The sequence below is a fragment of the Pantoea hericii genome (genome assembly GCF_014155795.1).
Lineage (GTDB): Bacteria > Pseudomonadota > Gammaproteobacteria > Enterobacterales > Enterobacteriaceae > Pantoea > Pantoea eucalypti.
The window spans coordinates 220,669-240,423 of the sequence record NZ_SCKV01000001.1 but is presented as its reverse complement, the minus strand read 5'-3'; the positions used below and the strand labels follow the sequence as shown (position 1 = coordinate 240,423).

Below are 19,755 nucleotides of genomic sequence, written 5' to 3'. Positions count from 1 at the left end.
CGCCCCTGGCAGTGGCTATACCTCGTAATCTGCGTCAGGCTGCCGCAGGATTTCTACCTTCTGAATCCGATGATTTTCAACCTGCAGCGTTCGCAGCAGATAGTCACCCAGTTGCAACACTTCGCCTTCCTGAGGAATGTGTTGCAGCTTATCCATCAGTAAGCCTGCCAGCGTATGGTAGTCACGCTGTTCATCCAGCGGCAATTTCACATAGAGCGCCAGATCGTCCAGTGGCATATGGCCGTTGGCAATCCAGTGACCTTCACCCTGAATCTGTATATCGTAACGGGCGTCAATTTCACCCGCCTCATTCGGCAGATTGCCGGCGATGGTCTCCATCACATCGCTCAGCGTCACCACGCCTTCCATTGAACCGAACTCATCCACCACAAAGGCAAAATGTGTATGAGCCTGACGAAACTGTTCCAGCGCCTGCAGCAGGGTCAGTCGCTCAGGAAATACCAGCGGTTGTCGGATAAGGGCGCGTAAATCGAGTGAATTGTTGTGCAGCGACTGGTGCAGCAGATCGATAACATGCACCACACCCAGTGGTTCACTGGAGTGCTCGGTTATCAGAATGCGCGTGTGCTGATTGCGGTCAAGGCGCGACATGATCTCAGCCGGATCATCACTGAGATCAATATGGTCGACGTCGTGACGCGAGGTCATGATGCTGTTAACGTGACGCTGACCCATGCCCAGCACGCGGGCAATCATTGCGCGTTCCTGGCGGTTAAAGAGCATACTCTCATCGCTGTCAGCAATCAGCGATGAGGTTTTGGCATCCAGCTCCGCCGGTTCTGCTGCCCCGCGCAGCAGCCTTAATACCGCTTCAGCCGTGCGCTGGCGCAGTGGGCGACCAGCCGACAGCACGCGGCGGCGATTAAAGTGTGCCAGCTGGTTAAGCGCTTCGATGACAACTGAGAAGCCGATGGCCGCGTAGAGATACCCTTTAGGAATGACAAAGCCAAAGCCTTCCGCCACCAGGCTGAAACCGATCATCAGCAAAAAGCTTAAGCAGAGGATGACAATTGTCGGATGGTTGTTCACAAAGCGGGTTAACGGCTTGCTGGCGAGCAGCATCAGCAAAATGGCAATGGTGACAGCAACCATCATGACGGGCAGATCATTCACCATGCCCACGGCGGTAATGACCGCATCCAGTGAGAATATGGCATCCAGCACCACGATTTGCGCCACCACCGGCCAGAATTTAGCGCCGCCTTTTTGTTGACCGGACGCCTCATCGTGTCCTTCCAGACGCGCATTCAACTCTGTAGTGGCTTTAAATAGCAGGAAAATGCCGCCTGACAGCAGCAACAGATCGCGCGCACTAAAGGGGTGTCCGCCCAGCGTGATCCAGGGTTCTTTAAGGGTAACCAGCCAGGAAAGCGATGCCAGTAACAATAATCGGCAGAATAACGCCAGCAGCAGTCCTATCACACGTGCGCGGTCGCGAAGCGGTCCAGGCAGCTTCTCAACCAGGATGGCAATAAAGATAAGATTGTCGATGCCTAAAACCAGTTCCAGAACGATTAGCGTTACTAATCCCGCCCATAGCGAGGGATCTGCAATTACCTCCAGCATGTCATGTTCACCTGAATATTTTAAATTGAGTTTTCTCTGATGATAGAGGAGTGCGAAGCCACGTACAAATGGCAGGGCAGGGGAGCGATGACCCAATCAAGGCGATATATCGTGCAAAATATGAACATATGAGTGTGACGTTTTGATTAAATTCACAGAATGCAGCAGAGAGTATTCTGACTCCTTTTTAACCCTGGATGAGATATTCACCTGTCGGGCTTATGCGATTTATCTCATCACGAGTATGGCATTAATCCTAATTTTGAAGAAAGCATTGCACTGCCTGTCAGGCCTCAATACTAATCGCTGGTAGTCTTTTTCCTAAAATAGTCCAGGGATAGCGGGACCTGCTTGTAAACAAGCCAGTAATAACTAGTATAGCAACAAGTTTGCAAACTCTGCCCCAGAGTCGTAATTCGCGAGCCTATTCGACATTAATCGCAATGTGACGAATGAGTCATTCGCCGGTGAACGTCTGCACGATGCAATGCGATAACGTTACTGCATTACGGGGATCAATATGAATGACGACAGCGATATTGGCAGCGACAGCCAAGGGCGGTAGCGTGCCCGAATCGTGTTTTTGTTGATAAAGTGAGCAGCGCTGGCGGTGGTTAAGTCAGAGTAATCTGTTGGTATTCATCACAATATTACTGGTTTATGGTTAAGATCATTGGCGTAAACGCCGCAGGAGCTCCCCTTAGAAACGGCTCAGTCTGGAGAGGTTTCGTCGCTTAATGATTTAACAGGCGATAGCCGTTGCGGGTTTAAGGAAATAAAATAAAGAGTTAAATATGCGCGATACAGAATTTACGTTTAAAAGTCTTATTACCAAATTAATGCTGGCATGTTCAGACTTAATTTGTTTCAACGCAGCATTATTTGTGGCGATGATGCTAATTAATCTTCACTCAGGTTCGCCGCTGGCAGATATTTCTGAAAAAGAAATGAATTTAAAAATTGCCACACACATTTGTCTGTCGGTAATTTGTATTGGCTGGTTCTGGGTAAGGCTTCGGCACTATACCTACCGGAAACCTTTCTGGTTCGAATTAAAAGAAGTTTTTCGTACCATTCTTATATTTTCTGTCATCGATCTGTCGATCACCGCACTGTCGCAGTGGCAGATGTCGCGTTTCGTCTGGTTACTGACCTGGGTTCTGGCGCTGATTTTAATTCCAACCTGTCGTGCGCTCTCAAAACGTCTGCTGAATAAAAAAGGCTTGTGGAAGAAACAAACCATTATTATCGGCAGCAGCAAAAATGCGCACGAAGCCTGGCAGGCACTGCAAAGCGAAGAGGTCATGGGTTTTGACGTTATCGCTTTCTACGACGTTGATGGAACCTGTCCGCAGGAGATCATGAATGGCGTGCCAGTGCTGCGTGATGAGCAGGAGCTCTGGAGCCTGACTAACAGCGAAACCCAGTTTATCGTGGCAGTCGAGTATGAGCAGAGTCAGTATCGTGATATCTGGCTAAAATCGCTGGCGATGCATAACTGCCGTTCAGTTTCAGTGATTCCGACCCTGCGTGGTGTTCCGCTTTACGGTACAGACATGGCTTATATCTTTAGCCATGAGGTGATGATTCTGCGTGTTCAGAATAACCTGGCTAAACGCACCTCGCGTTTCCTGAAGCGGGCATTCGATATCGTGGGTGCACTCTCAATTATCCTGATGCTGATGCCAGCGCTGCTGGTGCTGGGCTTCCTGGTGGGCCGTGATGGTGGACCGCCGATTTATGGTCACGAACGTGTGGGAATGAATGGCCGTAAATTCAAATGCCTGAAATTCCGTTCAATGGTCATCAATTCCAAAGAAGTGCTGGAAGAGGTATTACGCACCGATCCGATTGCGCGTGCGGAATGGGATAAAGATTTCAAACTCAAAAATGATCCACGTATTACTAAAGTGGGCCACTTCATCCGTAAAACAAGCCTCGATGAGCTGCCTCAGCTCTGGAACGTGGTGCGCGGTGATATGAGTCTGGTTGGACCTCGTCCGGTCATTGAAGATGAACTCTGTCGTTATGCTGGTGATGTTGATTATTACCTGATGGCTAAGCCGGGCATGACGGGATTGTGGCAGGTCAGCGGTCGTAATGACGTTGACTATGAAACCCGCGTCTATTTCGATTCGTGGTACGTAAAAAACTGGTCACTGTGGAATGACATTGCCATTCTGTTCAAAACAGTGGGTGTGGTGTTAAAACGCGACGGTGCCTATTAACCGTGAGTCGAAATGAGCGTGCTAACGCGCGCTCAGAGGTGTTGTGCCGTTGTCAGGCGTGTCGTTAATAGCGGCCATCACCAGGGATATCGCAGTGCATCCATAGTCCGCTATGATGCAAGGCGTTTCAGGTACACCCTGGTTGATGGCCACTACTTATAACAAGTGGAGCAAGGATAATGAACGACAGGTTCAGTGCTTAAGGCTTTAGTCAGCCAGGATTTACTTTTTGTTGGACGCTTACACAGCGGCGGTTTCGCCTCTATCAATAAATAACTGATAGCGAAGATCTAAATGATTACAATCAAAATGAAATTGATACCCTTGCTGGTATCCGCCACATTCCTTGTCGGGTGTACAATCGAACCCGGTTCTCGTCTTACTACATCAGGAAAAGATGTTATCGAGCAGCAGGATAGCAACTTTGACATCGATAAATACGTCAACGTCTTTCCGTTAACGCCTTCACTGGTTGAAAAGATGCGTCCTAAGCCTCTGGTGGCTCAGACGAACCCGGCACTGCAGAACGAAATTCAGAACTATGAATACCGTATTGGCGTGGGCGATGTCCTGACCGTGACAGTCTGGGATCACCCGGAACTGACCACGCCAGCGGGTCAATACCGTAGCGCTAGCGACACCGGTAACTGGGTGCATTCTGACGGCACCATCTTCTATCCTTACATTGGTCGCGTCCGTGTCGCGGGCCGTACCGTCGGCGAAGTGCGTGACGAAGTTTCGCGTCGTCTGGCTCAGTACATTGAAAGTCCACAGGTTGATGTCAGCATCGCCTCGTTCAAATCGCAGAAAACCTATGTTACGGGTTCTGTGACCACCTCAGGTCAGCAGGCGATCACCAACGTACCGTTGACGGTTCTGGATGCGATCAACGCCGCTGGCGGCCTGGCACCTGATGCTGACTGGCGTAACGTCGTGCTGACGCACAACGGTCGTGAACAGCGCGTCTCTCTGCAGGCACTGATGCAGAACGGCGACCTGAGCCAGAACCACCTGCTCTATCCAGGCGATATTCTCTACGTTCCGCGTAACGATGATCTGAAAATCTTCGTGATGGGTGAAGTGAAGCAGCAAACCACGCTGAAAATGGACCGTAGCGGCATGACGCTGGCGGAAGCGCTGGGCAATGCGGCGGGGATGGATCAAACCACCTCTGACGCTACTGGTGTCTTCGTTATCCGTCCACTGCACGGCACCGATCGCAGCAAGATTGCCAACATCTATCAGTTGAACACCAAAGATGCGGCATCCATGGTGATGGGAACCGATTTCCAGCTCCAGCCTTATGACATCGTCTATGTCACCTCTACACCGCTGACGCGCTGGAACCGTGTGATTTCGCAACTGATACCAACCATTGCTGGTATCAACGATGCGACTCAGGCCGCACAGCGTATCCGCAACTGGTCGAACTAAGGTCTGACCATGATTACGTCCGTGTTAGTCGTTTGCATTGGCAACATCTGCCGCTCTCCTACCGGAGAGCGCCTGTTTAAACGTGCATTGCCCGATTTGGATGTTCGCTCTGCTGGCCTGGGAGCGCTGGTAGGCCATGCGGCCGACAGAATGGCATCCGAGGTCGCGGCAGCGCAGGGCCTGTCGCTGGAAGGACATCAGGCACAGCAACTGACGGCCGAAATGTGCCGCCAGGCTGATCTGATTCTGGTCATGGAAAAGCGACATATTGAACAGGTCAATCGCATCGACCCGGCTGCACGTGGCAAAACCATGTTGCTTGGGCACTGGCTCAATCAGAAAGAAATTGCGGATCCGTACAGAAAAAGCCGTGAGGCCTTTGAAGAGATTTACGGGTTACTGGAAAACGCTACCCAGAAATGGGTCAACGTATTAAGCCGATAGTTGGGATTATCCATGAATATAAAAAATAAGGTCAGAACTGCGCCGGGAGAGGATTCGAATGGATGGGATCTGGCGCATCTTGTGGGACAGCTAATTGATCATCGCTGGATCATTGTTGCCGTTACCGCATTTTTCATGCTGGCGGGAACACTCTACACACTGTTTGCAACACCGATTTACAGCGCAGATGCGTTAGTTCAGGTTGAGCAGAAGAATGCCAGTACCGTCCTGAACGAAATTGACAGCATTCTGCCACAAACGCCAGCCTCCGATACGGAGATCGAGATTCTGGAATCCCGTATGGTCATCGGCAAAACCGTTGACGATCTGGGTCTGGATACTGTGGTTGAGCAGAACTACTTCCCGGTTATCGGCAAGGGCCTGTCGCGCCTGATGGGCAACAAACCTGCTGATATCGCGATTTCGCGTCTGGAAATCCCACGCACTGTCGAAAAACGTAATGTCGAGCTGGAAGTTACCGGTCCGGATAGCTACACCGTCTCTAAAGATGGCGATGAGTTGTTTAAAGGTAAAGTCGGCCAGCTGGAGTCGCACGGCGACATCAGCATGCTGGTGAGCGAGATTCATGCCGATGAAGGCACCAGCTTCACCGTGACTAAGCTGAATGACCTGCAGGCGATCCGTTCCGTACTGGCTAACCTGACCGTTGCAGACAAAGGTAAAGATACCGGCGTACTGGGTCTGGAGTATCTGGGTGAAGATCCCGAGCAGATCAGCAAAGTCCTGAATCAGATTGTGAACAACTATCTGTTACAGAACGTTGAGCGCAAGTCAGAGCAGGCAGAGAAAAGCCTGGATTTCTTACGCACTCAGTTGCCTGCCGTTCGCGCCAAGCTGGATGAAGCAGAAAACAAACTGAATACGTTCCGTCGTCAGAACGAATCGGTTGACCTGTCACTGGAAGCGAAATCCGCCCTGGACTCTTCTGTCAGCGTGCAGAGCCAGTTGAACGAACTGACCTTCCGTGAAGCTGAAGTGTCTCAGCTGTTTACCAAAGATCACCCAACGTATCGCGCGCTGCTTGAAAAACGCAAAACGCTGGAAGGTGAACAGGCTCAGCTGAACAAGAAAATTTCTGGCATGCCACAGACTCAGCAGGAAATCCTGCGTCTGACCCGTGACGTTCAGTCAGGTCAGGAGATCTACATGCAGTTGCTGAACCGTCAGCAGGAGCTGAGCATCAGCAAAGCCAGCACCGTGGGTGATGTCCGCATCATCGACAATGCGCAGACGGCTAATTCACCGGTTGCACCGAAGAAGCTGCTGATTATCGCTGCAAGCCTGATTCTGGGCCTGTTCGTGTCAGTGGGTCTGGTTCTGCTGAAAGCTCTGCTGCATCACGGTATCGAGAACCCGGAACAGCTGGAAGAGCTGGGCATGAATGTCTACGCCAGCGTTCCACTCTCTGAGTGGCAGCGTAAGAAAGATACCGAAGCGCTGGCGCGTCGTGGCAGCAAGGTGAAAACCGACCCGCACGAAACACTGCTGGCGCTGGGTAATCCGACTGACCTCTCTATCGAAGCGATTCGTAGCCTGCGCACCAGCCTGCACTTCGCCATGATGGAAGCGAAAAACAACATCCTGATGATCACCGGCGCCAGCCCGGGTATTGGTAAAACCTTTATCTGTGCCAACCTGGCGACACTGGTCGCGAAAGCGGGTCAGCGTGTTCTGTTTATCGATGGCGACATGCGTCGTGGTTACACCCACGAGCTGCTGGGCGCTGATAACAAATCAGGCCTGTCAAACGTGCTCTCCGGTAAAACGGAATTCAGCCCGGCGCTGATTCAGCAGGGCGTCTACGGTTTCGACTTCCTGCCACGTGGTCAGGTTCCACCGAACCCGTCTGAGCTGCTGATGCATCGTCGTATGGGTGAGCTGCTGGATTGGGCGAGCAAGAACTACGACCTGGTGTTAATCGATACGCCGCCAATCCTGGCCGTCACCGATGCGTCAATTATCGGTAAAATGGCCGGTACTTCACTGATGGTGGCGCGTTTCGAAGCCAATACCACCAAAGAAGTGGACGTCAGCTTCAAACGCTTTGCCCAGAACGGTATTGAGATTAAAGGTGTGATCCTCAATGCCGTGGTGCGTAAAGCTGCCAATGCTTACGGACATGGCTATGACTACTACGCCTATGACTACAGCAAGCCCAGCAAAAGCTGATCATTGAGTAATAACCAGGGGGCGGTCTGACCGCCCCTTTTTATCGTCCTTTTGAATGACGACACGCATCAATTTACACAGGTTATTCTGTCCAAACCCACAAAAGCGATACCTCTATAAATCGCATGGCGAGCGTCAATCAACAGAATTCATCACCAGCATGGCATTGCCTGCACGCAATGTGTGACCGTACTGTCAGGTTTACTGAAAAGCCCGTCGGGAAGGCGAAGCGTGATTATTGCTGGCATGAGAACTTGTGGAATTAAGGAATCACACCATGGCTCCATATTGGTATGTATCAGGATTTTTACTGCTGATTTCGCTGTTTGAATTAGCCCTGAAAAAAGACGAACGCACAAATCATATTCTGACCTGGCTGCTCTGTTTTGCTGCCATTCTATTGATTGTTTTTGGGGGAATACGCGGCCTTGGCACCGGCATGGATGACTTCCAGTACCGGAGCTTCTTTGAAGACTTTGTTCGACGTATAGAGATTAACGGCTTCTTTAAAACCGTTGCTTTTTTCCGTTACGAACCGCTGATTTTTGCCACGGCCTGGATCACCAGTCTGTTTTCGCATAATGCCAGCATCTTTCTGTTTGTTTTCTGCGCCCTTGCCGTATCCATCAATGCTTACTTTTTCAAAAAGATGTCACCGTATCCGGTGCTGGCGCTGGTGCTCTATTCAGCGCACATCTTTATTAACAAAGATATAAACCAGATTCGCTTTGGACTGAGTTCTGCGCTGTTCCTTGGTGTCCTGTGGTCAATCTATCTCAAGCGTTACTGGTGGGCTTTTGCCTTCTTTATTCTGTCGTTTACAAGCCATAACACTGCCGTAATGGTGGTAACACTTGTGCCGTTCCTGTTTATTCGCGACTGGCGCTGGTGGCCTGTGGTCATTATCGTTGCCAGTCTGCCGCTGTCCGTAGTGGGCGGATCCAGCTTTGTTGCCCTGATTGCGGGTCATCTTGGATCGCTGGGGGAAAGGGCATCGGGCTATAACAATGACCCGTCCTACGCAATGGGTGGCAGCATCCTGGCCGTATCGAACCTGAAAAACATCATGCTGGTGTTTGTCTTCTTCTATTTCATGCTTACTGACCAGTTGAAGCGCGAAAATTATGCTCAGTATCGTCTTAACTATCTGCTGATCATGAGTTTTGCTATTGGCGGTGCTGTCAGGATCTTCCTGTACAACTTCCCTTCAGGTTCGCGCCTGTCCAACTATTTGCAACAGGTCGAGCCGATCATCCTGACCTCACTGATTTATCAGGCAAGGCGATCGTGGAAGCCAGCGCTGTACGCCATGCTGGTGTTCTTCCTGCTCTATTACCTCTACTACAACACCATTTCAACCAAGCAGGCCGTTACTGGCTATGAAGTGGCGCGGGAGTTTTGGCTGGTCCACTGATTGACCCGACGGGCGCCCCTTCGTGATAAGTGTCACGCGGGGGCGCTCGCGTGTGAGAATTCAGATTTTTAATCGACCGTTGTCGACTGAACTGTTTATTTTTTTGAACTTTTTAATGAGGTGCTGGCAATGAAGGACATTCGTTTCTCCATCGTAATTCCGGCTTATAACGCGTCAGAATCGATTGTCACGACGCTGGATTGCGTTAAAGCACAAACGTATCGTAATTTCGAAGTCATCATCGTGGATGATAAGTCTGCAGATGCCGCCGCGCTGGCGGAGGTCGTTCGCAGCGAACGCTATCAGGATCTCGACATCAATCTGGTGCTTTCTGAGGTCAAACTCAACGGGGCCGGTGCACGTAACAAAGGCATTGAGCTGGCGACCGGTGATTATGTCAGTTTTCTTGACGCCGATGATGAGTGGGCGGCGGACAAACTGCAGCAGGTAACTGAAAAAATTGCTCAACTGGACGCACAGGGCAAAAAGAATGTCATTATTTTCAGCCAGGTAAATATCTATCAGGACGGCACATTCCTGAAAGTGATGCCAATGCAGCCACCAGGCAAAAATGAAACCGTCGCTGAGTATCTGTTCGGCTGTTATGGATTTATCCAGACCAGCACGATTGTGCTGAAACGGGAAGATGCGGCGAAAATTCAGTTCGATACCCGCTACATCCGTCATCAGGATTATGATTTCTGCATTCGTGCCGACCGCATGGGCTATGACTTTGTGATGATCGCCGCACCGCTGGCGAACTACCACCTGGTCACAAAATTTGGCTCAAAACATAAAGGCGAATCGGTGAACTACTCGATGTTCTGGCTTGATAGCATGAAGCCGCATCTTACCCCGCGTGATATCCACACCTACAAAGCTTTTAAGCTGCCGCTGCGCTACAAAATGGACGGTAAGTCGCTGATGGCGAGCCTGAGCTTTGCTCGCTACTTCTTCCTCACCAATAAAGACAACCGTGCTTATTTTATGAACCGGGTTAAAGACAAGGTCAAAGCACGTTTTGGCGGTGAGAAAGCGATCTCCTGACGCGCACTGCGCCTCGCTCTGCTCCTGATACCAGGAGCACCTCTCTTTTCGTTTACATTCAGGGTTGAAGATGAATACTTCTGTTGGAACCGTTGGCATTGTTATGCCTATGTACAATGCCCGTCAGACCGTGTTACGCGCTGTGCAATCGGTTATCAATCAGCACTATACCGACTGGCACCTCTATCTGGTCAACGATAAATCCACTGATGACTCGCTGGCATTTGTGCGGGAGCATTGTCAGGATCCGCGCATTACCATTCTGGATAACGCGGTCAACATGGGCGCAGCAGAGACCCGCAACGTCGGACTGCGCGCGGCCACTGAAGAGATTATTGCCTTTCTTGACAGCGATGATGAGTGGCATGCGGATAAGCTGACCCAGCAGGTAGCTGCTATCGCCGCCGGTGATGATTTTGTGATTACCGAATATCACTATAAAACCCGCAAGGCTGAGCACGACATTACCTACGGAAAGCCTTACCTGCAGCAGGACAACTTTGTGAAAAAGCAGTATCGCGTCTGCTTCTCCTCTGTCTGTTTCCGTCGTCCGCCACAGGGACTTTTCTTCCAGCGCAAAGGTCATGAAGATTTCCTGTTTTTGTATGAATTATTCACCCGCTATAAGCAGGCACGGGTAATTCAGACGATTCTTGTCAACTATTACGAATTAGGCGATTCCCTTTCTCGCAATAAGAACAAAGCAGCCCAGTGGCACCTTGAATTATTAAGAATTATCTATAAAAACAATCCGTTAAAAATCTATTACTATTACGCCTGGTATATGGTGAATGGTGTGCTGTTTACCCTTAAGCATCGTTGAGCCTGTCGGCAGGATTGTCTTTATTATTTGAGGTGGATAGCGTTTCATGAAAAAAATTGTCCTGGTGATCAAAGATGCTTATTCGTATGCGGGCACCGAGAACATCTGTAACTTCATGTCAGAGTGTCTTGGCGAAACACATGACGTCACCATCTACTCGCTGGAAGGCAGTGGTAAGACTTTTTATCCGTTTGAACATGTCAGACAGATTGTCAGCTTCGAAGGGCAGAGCAACCCCATTAAAAGCGCGGTAGCCCGGATCCACGAAGAGGGTTTCGATACCGTCTTCCTGATCAGCATGGGGCGTCTGAGCGTCATGTTTGCCTTCTGGAATCTGCTGGCAATGAAGAAGAAACGGGGCAAAGCCTACGCCTGCGAGCACATTGCCATTAACTCCTTCAGCAAGCCGATCAAGTTCCTCAAGTTTCTGCTGCTGCGCTACTACGACCGCGTGATTGTTCTGACCGACAAAGATCATCAGGTGTTCAGCCGCTGGCACATTCCCAGCAAGCAAATTCCTAACCCCGTCGTCTACAAAGGTTTTCAGCGTCAGACTCGTCATCGTCAGGCGCTGGCGGTGGGCCGTCTGGATAACCAGAAAGGGTTTGATCTGATGCTGGATATCTGGCGCGACTTCGCACGCAGCCATCCGGACTGGACGCTGGTGATTGCCGGTGATGGTGAACTGCGTCAGCAGCTGCACGATCAGGCCGCCGTACTGGGCATCACTGACAGCGTGAAGTTTGTCGGTAAGGTCAGCAATATCAATGACTACTACCGTGACAGCGATATGGCGCTGATGACCTCGCGTTATGAAGGATTGCCACTGGTGCTGCTGGAAGCAAAATCCTGGTCACTGCCCGTTGTAGCGTATGACTGTCCGACCGGACCGCAGGAGATCATCAATCACGGTGAAGACGGTTTCCTGGTTCCGATGAATGATAAAGCCACGTTTCTGGCACGAATGGAGCAGCTCGCTACCGATGACGCCCTGTTCTATGCCATGAGCGAAAAAACCAAACAAACCGCGCTGAAATTCGACGGTAACCAGATTAAGCAAAGCTGGCTGTCATTGGTTTAACCGGAGCTGGAAACGCTCACTTGCGACGTGCCTCAGGGACACCGCCATGGCCAATGGCCTTATTGACTACGGGAATTGATGCATGAAAAGAAGAGAAGTTTTACAGACCGCCGCCTCCGCTCTGGTGGGGGCTCTCTCCGTGAGCACCTTTTCCAGCTACGCTGCAAAAAGTAACGGTATTGCCCTGAAGCCGGTTGATGCCACTAATATCCCGAAAGGCGACGTGCCGATCCTGACGCCAGAAAATGTCTACGCGATGCCACCGCAATTCTGGCAGAGCTTTGAAGGAAAACTCTGGATCGGTAAAGCGGGTGCGGATGCCAGTAAGCCTGGTAACCAGATTCCGGTCTTCCTGCGTGACGCCAGCGGTAAGGTGTCTGAGATTGCGCAGCCCATCGCGCTGAATAAAGGCAATTTTACCCAGTTTATTCAGGACAATGCCGCATTGATTGCCGATCCTTCGCATTCGATGACGGTGGAAGACAGCAACGGTCAGACGCTGTTCAATATTGCGGATGTCAGTCGTCCGGGCGCTGCAGATTTCAGTCAGCGTCTGGCGCAGCCAGCGGGTTATCAGCTGATTGGTGAGATTGCGTCTGTGGCGGAGTTACGTAAAACCCGTCCACTGTTTGAAGGGGCCAAGGTTAAGCTGAAAAGCTGGCATGAAGGACGGGAAGTTGGCGGCGGCGAGTTTGTCGGGAGCTTCCAGCCTGCCCAGAATGATGGCGGTGTGAATTTTGCCGGCGAGGGGTTCTCCTGGCGTCGCGTGGTAGACGATTTTAACCGCCTGACGCTGTTTGATTTCGGTGCGATTGCCGATGGCAAAACCGATACGGCACCCGCCATTATGGCGATGTTCCAGTGGTCGCAGCAGGCTAACCAGCAGATCTGCGTCCAGTTCCCGGCCGGTACCTTTATGGTCTCAGCCTGTAACCTTGGCGATAAGTATCTCAACTTCTTCCGCATGTCCGGTGCGATGGTGAACTTCGGCTATTTTCCAGCGACCACAATTGTCTCGGATGGTAAGTCAGCGTTCGTCTTTGAGATGAACGCCCGTCGCGTTGAACTTTCCAACCTGATTTTTAATGGCAACAGCGATAAGAGTGCAAATCAGCAGGGTTTTTTCCATAACAACTGTCCTGGCGGACAATATTTCCGGGGTGCCTGCCTGCGCTTTAACGCCGTTGGCGGCACGGCCATCAGCCTGCAGGATACTCTCGATTGTAAAATTGACCAGTGGTACGCCTCTCGTTGCAGCGGCGACGTGATTAAATCGGGCTGGTCAGGGCAGAAGCAGGGCAAATGGGACCACAGCACCGCAATTGAGCTGTCAAACTTCAATGCGCAGCACTGTCGTGGCGGTAAAGTCCTTAACCTGCCGCGCTGCGGCCAGTCAATTATCCATAACGGCTGGATTGAGCACTGCGATAACCCAGGCGATCTCTCCAACGGCCAGTGGATCGTTGATGCGCTGAGCATTGAGGATTGTAAGAATCCGCTTATCGCCCATAACACTCGCCTGAATATGCGTCAGACCAGTCTCCAGTCGGGCAGCTGGATTGATAACTCCATGCAGGGCGATCGTCTGCTTAGCATCTGGGAAATGGGCTCTACCCGCGTTGAGTCCTATGGCGTCGCACTGGATGGCAGCCTGAAGTACAACTACATCACCTCGCGCTGGCGCTTAGAGAACAACACGAATCAGGAAACCTGGTTTGATCTCGGTAGCCTCTACTCACCGACGGTGGGGGATTCATGGGAGATCGAGATTTTCGGTCAGTCGCAATTCAGTAACGGCAGTGGTGATAAGCCGCTGATGAACCTGATCGGCGACAAGACCACCGGCGGCCGCGCGGTAATCCACGTGCAGCGTAAGAAAGACCGCTCGGAAGCGAGCTGGTCAGCCGAAGGCAGCTGCCCGATTGTGGATGTGCGCTATGTGGCTGAGCATGACACCGATGTGCATCTCTACGTCAAACTGGCGGGCTGGACGCCGTCGGCTGCCGTGCTGGTGAAAACCACCGGTAAAGATCGCTTTGTGACCGGACGCTGTGCGCGGGTCAATGCGGTAATGGAGAAGGGCAATCCACCGTCAGGTGACGCGACGAAACGCGCGCCACAGCGCTTCAGCCTGCACAACGGCAAAGCGGGTATCGGTGCCAACGAGCAGGGCGATCTGTTAATGGCTTCCCGTCCGATCTCAGCCGATCAGGTTGATACCAGTAAGCCAGAAGGGTTTGTTTCCGTGGTAATCAACGGGAAACAGGTTGCACTGCCTTACTTCGCGATTAAGTCGTAACAGCGTCTATAACGGCCGCCAGAATGGAGGCGGCCGGTTTCAACAGGAGCACTACCTTTGGGTGCGTTATCCCGTAAAGCATTACTTTTAATCAGAGTTCATTTTGCCCATTGCGGATCTGGGCGGCTTTCAGAATTAAAAAAAATTCATTCGGAGTTTTTATGAAAATTTTATTGGTGGGTAACCACACGTGTGGGAACCGCGGGGATGGCGCGATTCTTCGTGGACTGATTGATTCAATGCGGTCTGCACGGAGTGATTTAGAGATTGACGTTATAAGCCGTTATCCAACCAGCTCCGGTTATCTGCTCCAGCAGGATATACAGCAGGATGCGCTGTATCTGCACAACAGCAAGTCTGGTAAAGGTCTGGTCGGTTCGTTTAAACGTAAAGTCGCGAACCGCCTGATGCCCGATATCATGATGGCGCATCTGGGCAAGGGCGGTATCTTTAAGTCCTTCTCAGTACCACCGCACCTGAAAGCGTTTACGGAAAGTCTGGAAAAATATGATGCGATTATTCAGGTGGGAGGATCGTTCTTCGTTGACCTCTATGGCGTAACCCAGTTCGACCATGCGCTCTGTGCACTGATGGCCAAAAAGCCGATCTACCTGATTGGTCACTCAGTGGGGCCTTTCCAGAACCCGCGCGTTAATGCGCTGGCGAATTTTGTCTTTGATCGGGTCGACAGCCTGGTGCTGCGCGAATCGGTCAGCCTTGATCTGATGAAGCGCGATGGTGTGACCAGCTCTAAAGTGGCGTCTGGTGTGGATACTGCTTTCCTGGTACGTGCGCGTGAAGTCGAAAACCCAAGCCATAACCTGCTCTACTGGCAGGGCATTATCGATGGTCGTAAAACCATCGCGATCACCGTGCGTGAACTGGCGCCGTTTGATAAGCGTCTGGGTGTCACACAGAAAGAGTATGAAGCAGCATTTGGCCGGGTCATCAACGCCATGATTGCGGAAGGCTATCAGGTTGTGGCGTTCTCAACCTGTACCGGCATCGACAGCTATGCCAAAGATGATCGCATGGTCGCACTGACACTGCGTGACCACGTGACGCAGCCTGAATATTACCATGTCATCATGGATGAGTTTAATGACCTGGAGCTGGGCATCCTGCTGAGTCATTGTCATCTGACCATTGGTACCCGCCTGCACTCGGCGATTATCTCCATGAACTTTGGCACCCCGGCTGTGGCAATCAACTACGAGCACAAGTCGATGGGTGTGATGAACCAGCTTGGTCTGCCGCAGATGGCAACCGACGTAAAAAGCCTGATGGATGGCTCGCTGATCGACAAGGTGAAAACGGTCCTTGCTGATTACGACAACATCAAGCTGAAGGTCAACACGGCCGTTGCGAATGAAAGGGAAATTGGCAACCGGATCACTGAAGAGATTCTCAAAGTATTAGGGTAATGTGATGAAACTGACTTTTTTCACCATGCGTTTCCCGGTTGCCTCTGAGACATTCGTACTAAATCAGGTAACCCATTTTATTGATGCCGGTTACGAGGTGGAGATCATTTCAGTCTTTCCCGGCGATTTAGTGAACCGGCATGCCGCGTTTGATGAGTATGGTCTGGCGGCGAAGACGCACTATCTGCTGCCGGAAGAGAAAATCTCAATTGTCGATAAGCTGAACCAGCGTATCAAACTGGTGCTGCCAAAAGTGACCAAACCGTCGCTACTGCGTTCGCTGAATGTGCGCCGTTATGGCGCGCAGTCCAGCAAACTGCTGCTGCCGTCGATTGTGGCGAATGCAAAGCAGACCTTCACTGCAGATGTGTTCCTGGTGCATTTCGGCTATGCCGGTGCGCTGGCGAACAAGCTGCGTGAACTGGGCGTGCTCAAGGGTAAACAGGCGACCGTGTTTCATGGCGCCGATATTTCCCGTCGTCACATTCTGGAAGAGCACAAACTCGATTACGTCAATCTGTTCCGCCAGAGTGAGCTGATGCTGCCTATCAGCCACCTGTGGGAGAACAAGCTGATCGAGATGGGCTGTCCGCCGGAAAAAATTCACGTGACGCGTATGGGCATTGAACCGGAGAAATTTAACTTCCAGCCGCGGCAGGCGTTCCAGACGCCGCTGCGTATCGTTTCGGTGGCGCGTCTGACCGAGAAGAAAGGGCTGGATGTGGCGGTCAAAGCCAGCGCCATCCTGAAGCAGCGTGGCGGTCAGTTTCAGTACACCATCATCGGCAATGGCGATCAGGATGAGATGATGCGTGATTTCATCGCCCGCGAGGGGATGGAGGATTGCGTCAGCATGCCGGGCTTCAAACCGCAGGAGGAGATTCGTCGTGCGCTGAGCGAAGCCGATATCTTCCTTCTGCCGTCTAAAACCGCCGCAGATGGTGACATGGAAGGTATTCCGGTTGCACTGATGGAGGCGATGGCGGTGGGCCTGCCGGTCGTCTCAACCTTCCACAGTGGTATTCCGGAACTGATTGAGAACAACGTGTCTGGCTGGCTGGTGGAAGAGGATGATCCTGAGGCGCTGGCGGAAACGCTGCTGAAGCTCTCTCAGGGCGAAGTGGATGTGGCGCCCGTCGTCGCAGCTGCACGTCACAAAGTTGAGACTGAATTTAATCAGCATATCGCCTATGGCGAACTGGCACAGATTCTGGAGCGACTGGTGTGAGTGGATTTAAGTCACAGGCGATTTGGCTGTTCGGCAGCACCTGCTTTTCCGCAGTGTTGCAGGTTGCACAGCTGAGCTTTCTCGCCCGCAAACTGGAAACCCACGAGCTGGGCCTGTTAGCCATCATCAACGCCATCCTGGCGGTGGCGGGTGTGCTGCAGGATATGGGGATGAGCAGTTATCTGGTGCATCGCCAGAATATTACTCGTCGTGAGCAGAGCACTATCTACTGGGTGAACGTCTCACTCAGCTTGTGCACCGGTCTGATCATGTTACTGATCGCCTTCCCGGTTTCCTGGTTCTATCATCTGCCAGAGCTGACCGGGCTGATCATGCTGACCAGCCTGAACTTCCTGGTGCTGGGGCATCTGTCCCAATATCAGGCGCACTACATCAAAACCAAGCGGATGGTCTCGCTGGCGAAGATTGAGATGGGCACCAAGCTGTTTGCCTTCCTCTGTGTCGTGGCGATGCTGGAGTTCACCTCGCTCACGGTGGCAGCCGCGATTCTGGGTCTGTTTATCAACGCCTTTACCCGCATCCTTTGCATGATTGCGCTGGGCGAAAAGTCATGGCGTCCGACGTGGGAGTTCGACAAAGCGACCTTTATCGGCGCCATTCGCTACGGCAGCTATCAGCTCGGCTCGCAGACTATTAATCAGCTGCGTACCCAGGCGGATGCGCTGGTGGTGGGTAAAGTGATGGGTGCCGAGATGCTGGGTGTCTACTCGCTGGCGAAAGAGCTGGTACTGCAACCGCTGAAGCTGGTCACGCCGGTGATCAACCGTCTGGCACTGCCACGTTTTGCTGAAAAGCAGCACGATGCCGAGCAGCTGAAAAAGCTGTTCCTGAAGGGCACGCTGGGGATCATGCTGTTCAGCAGCGCGATGTACCTGGTGATTGGTATCTTCTCGCCGGTCATCGTCCGTGTGCTTTATGGTGCGTCGCATGAGCAGGTTTATCATCTGATCCCGCTAATGCTGCTGTTTGGCATGCTGCGACCGATGGGCGGCCTGACCGGGGCGATTTCACAGGCCAACGGGCGGACCAACGTAGAGTTTTACTGGAACATCGTGGCGAGTATTGTGGTGCTGGCCGTACTGGCGACCACCTTTATCTGGCCTAACGTGCTCTACGTGGCGCTTACGCTCTCTATCTCGCAGATCCTGATCTCCGCACTGGCGCATCCGTTCTTTATCAAGCCGGTGATTGGCATTCGGTTTATTCCTTATGCCCGTCAGTGGGTGGCGGTGTCGGTGGTATTTGTCGGTGTGATGTTGCTGGTAAATCACTTTAATCTGTTTGTGATGCCAGAGTGGTTTGAAGGCTGGCTCTGATTACTGCACAGATATATCAACGGGCGACCTTAGGGTCGCCCGTTTTCATTTATGGCTGGTCTCAGGCATCCAACGGATAGTGCTGCAGATCACAGTCGTCATATTTGATTACTGATTGTCTTTATTCAGTTTATGCCGTATCTGGCAATGGGCAAAATGCCGAATTTCCAAGATATGACAGAGAGTTACTGTCCGCTTTTCAGATAAAGATTATACTTGGACTTCCGGCCGATCCTGCATAATCGACCCACATCTTCATTTTATTAAACGGAATAAATATGACCAAGCTTAAAGCAGTAATCCCCGTTGCGGGCCTCGGTATGCATATGCTCCCTGCGACTAAAGCCATTCCGAAAGAGATGCTGCCTGTCGTCGACAAACCGATGATCCAGTACATCATTGACGAGTGCGTTGCCGCGGGTATTAAAGAGATTGTGCTGGTCACGCATGCATCTAAAAATGCAGTAGAAAACCACTTCGACACCACTTACGAGCTGGAAGCACTGCTCGAAGCACGCGTGAAGCGTCAGCTACTGAGCGAAGTGCAGTCTATCTGCCCGCCAGGCGTAACGATCATGAACGTGCGTCAGGCACAGCCACTGGGCCTGGGTCACTCTATTCTCTGTGCCCGTCCAATGATCGGTGATAACCCGTTCGTGGTGGTGCTGCCAGACGTCCTGCTGGATGATTCTACCGCGGACCACATGCGTTATAACCTGGCTGCAATGGTTGCCCGTTTCGAAGAGACCGGCCACAGCCAGGTTCTGGCACAGCATATGCCAGCGTCCGATCTGACTGAGTACTCAGTGATCACCACTGCAGAGCCGATTGAACACCCAGGTGACATCAGCACCATCACCGATTTCGTTGAGAAGCCAGAAGATACTGCAGGACTGAGCTCTGACCTGGCAGCGGTAGGTCGCTATGTTCTTTCTGCTGATATCTGGGCGGAACTGGAGCGCACTGAGCCAGGCGCATGGGGTCGTATTCAGCTGACCGATGCGATTGCCAGCCTGAGCAAAAACAAAACCGTTGATGTTTCGCTGCTGACCGGTCACAGTTTCGACTGCGGTCGTAAACTTGGATACATGCAGGCGTTTGTCTCTTACGGACTGCGCAGTAACACGCAGGGTCGTGAGTTCCGCGAAGCTATCCAGACCATCCTCGCAAAACAAAAGTAATAAATTCGCCGCGTTCTGCGCGGCAGATTGAAAGGAGC

At 51.7% G+C, this 19,755-nt stretch carries 14 protein-coding genes; 13 read left to right on the top strand and 1 reads right to left on the bottom strand.

All coding sequences use genetic code 11. The features are described from left to right. Nucleotides 1–15: 15 nt before the first annotated feature. A complete protein-coding gene (locus H7K52_RS01105) occupies nucleotides 16–1,587 on the bottom strand; it encodes a TerC family protein (RefSeq protein ID WP_154926627.1) in 1,572 nt (523 codons plus the stop codon). Nucleotides 1,588–2,381: 794 nt separating this feature from the next. Between H7K52_RS01105 and wbaP the strand changes: the two genes are divergently transcribed. The 13 genes from wbaP to galF all read left to right on the top strand — a co-directional run bounded on the left by wbaP (nucleotide 2,382) and on the right by galF (nucleotide 19,717). Beyond that, a complete protein-coding gene (gene wbaP / locus H7K52_RS01100; RefSeq protein WP_004571283.1) occupies nucleotides 2,382–3,815 on the top strand; it encodes an undecaprenyl-phosphate galactose phosphotransferase WbaP in 1,434 nt (477 codons plus the stop codon). Nucleotides 3,816–4,109: 294 nt separating this feature from the next. Further along, nucleotides 4,110–5,249 (top strand): polysaccharide export protein, encoded by a 1,140-nt coding sequence (locus H7K52_RS01095; protein WP_033762024.1) that lies wholly within the window; start codon nucleotides 4,110–4,112, stop codon nucleotides 5,247–5,249. Nucleotides 5,250–5,258: 9 nt separating this feature from the next. After that, nucleotides 5,259–5,693, top strand: coding sequence for an arsenate reductase/protein-tyrosine-phosphatase family protein (locus tag H7K52_RS01090; protein WP_008926086.1), 435 nt, complete (start codon nucleotides 5,259–5,261; stop codon nucleotides 5,691–5,693). A gap of 12 nt (nucleotides 5,694–5,705) precedes the next feature. Next, nucleotides 5,706–7,883, top strand: coding sequence for a tyrosine-protein kinase Wzc (gene wzc, locus H7K52_RS01085; RefSeq protein ID WP_004571284.1), 2,178 nt, complete (start codon nucleotides 5,706–5,708; stop codon nucleotides 7,881–7,883). A gap of 277 nt (nucleotides 7,884–8,160) precedes the next feature. After that, nucleotides 8,161–9,297 carry an EpsG family protein gene (locus tag H7K52_RS01080; RefSeq protein WP_039659798.1) on the top strand — a complete coding sequence of 379 codons (1,137 nt, stop codon included), beginning with the start codon at nucleotides 8,161–8,163 and terminating at the stop codon, nucleotides 9,295–9,297. 129 nt (nucleotides 9,298–9,426) lie between these two features. After that, the gene (locus tag H7K52_RS01075) at nucleotides 9,427–10,344 is read left to right on the top strand and encodes a glycosyltransferase family 2 protein (protein ID WP_182629537.1); all 918 of its coding nucleotides are present in this window, start codon (nucleotides 9,427–9,429) and stop codon (nucleotides 10,342–10,344) included. 70 nt (nucleotides 10,345–10,414) lie between these two features. Continuing rightward, complete coding sequence (locus H7K52_RS01070) at nucleotides 10,415–11,167, top strand: glycosyltransferase family 2 protein (protein WP_039659802.1); 753 nt, start codon at nucleotides 10,415–10,417, stop codon at nucleotides 11,165–11,167. A gap of 46 nt (nucleotides 11,168–11,213) precedes the next feature. Continuing rightward, on the top strand, nucleotides 11,214–12,248 hold the full coding sequence (locus H7K52_RS01065; protein ID WP_004571288.1) for a glycosyltransferase: 1,035 nt from the start codon (nucleotides 11,214–11,216) through the stop codon (nucleotides 12,246–12,248). A gap of 82 nt (nucleotides 12,249–12,330) precedes the next feature. Beyond that, nucleotides 12,331–14,547 carry a phage tailspike protein gene (locus H7K52_RS01060; RefSeq protein ID WP_110411253.1) on the top strand — a complete coding sequence of 739 codons (2,217 nt, stop codon included), beginning with the start codon at nucleotides 12,331–12,333 and terminating at the stop codon, nucleotides 14,545–14,547. A gap of 161 nt (nucleotides 14,548–14,708) precedes the next feature. Then, entirely contained in the window at nucleotides 14,709–15,971 is a 1,263-nt protein-coding gene (gene wcaK, locus H7K52_RS01055; protein WP_033762030.1) for a colanic acid biosynthesis pyruvyl transferase WcaK, read from the top strand. Between the two features lie 4 nt (nucleotides 15,972–15,975). Further along, nucleotides 15,976–17,199 (top strand): glycosyltransferase, encoded by a 1,224-nt coding sequence (locus H7K52_RS01050; protein WP_004571291.1) that lies wholly within the window; start codon nucleotides 15,976–15,978, stop codon nucleotides 17,197–17,199. Beyond that, nucleotides 17,196–18,536: a lipopolysaccharide biosynthesis protein gene (locus H7K52_RS01045; protein ID WP_004571292.1), complete on the top strand. Its 1,341-nt coding sequence runs from the start codon at nucleotides 17,196–17,198 to the stop codon at nucleotides 18,534–18,536. The genes H7K52_RS01050 and H7K52_RS01045 overlap by 4 nt, the downstream gene beginning before the upstream one ends. Before the next feature lie 278 nt (nucleotides 18,537–18,814). Then, complete coding sequence (galF, locus tag H7K52_RS01040) at nucleotides 18,815–19,717, top strand: UTP--glucose-1-phosphate uridylyltransferase GalF (protein WP_004571293.1); 903 nt, start codon at nucleotides 18,815–18,817, stop codon at nucleotides 19,715–19,717. Nucleotides 19,718–19,755: the final 38 nt, after the last annotated feature.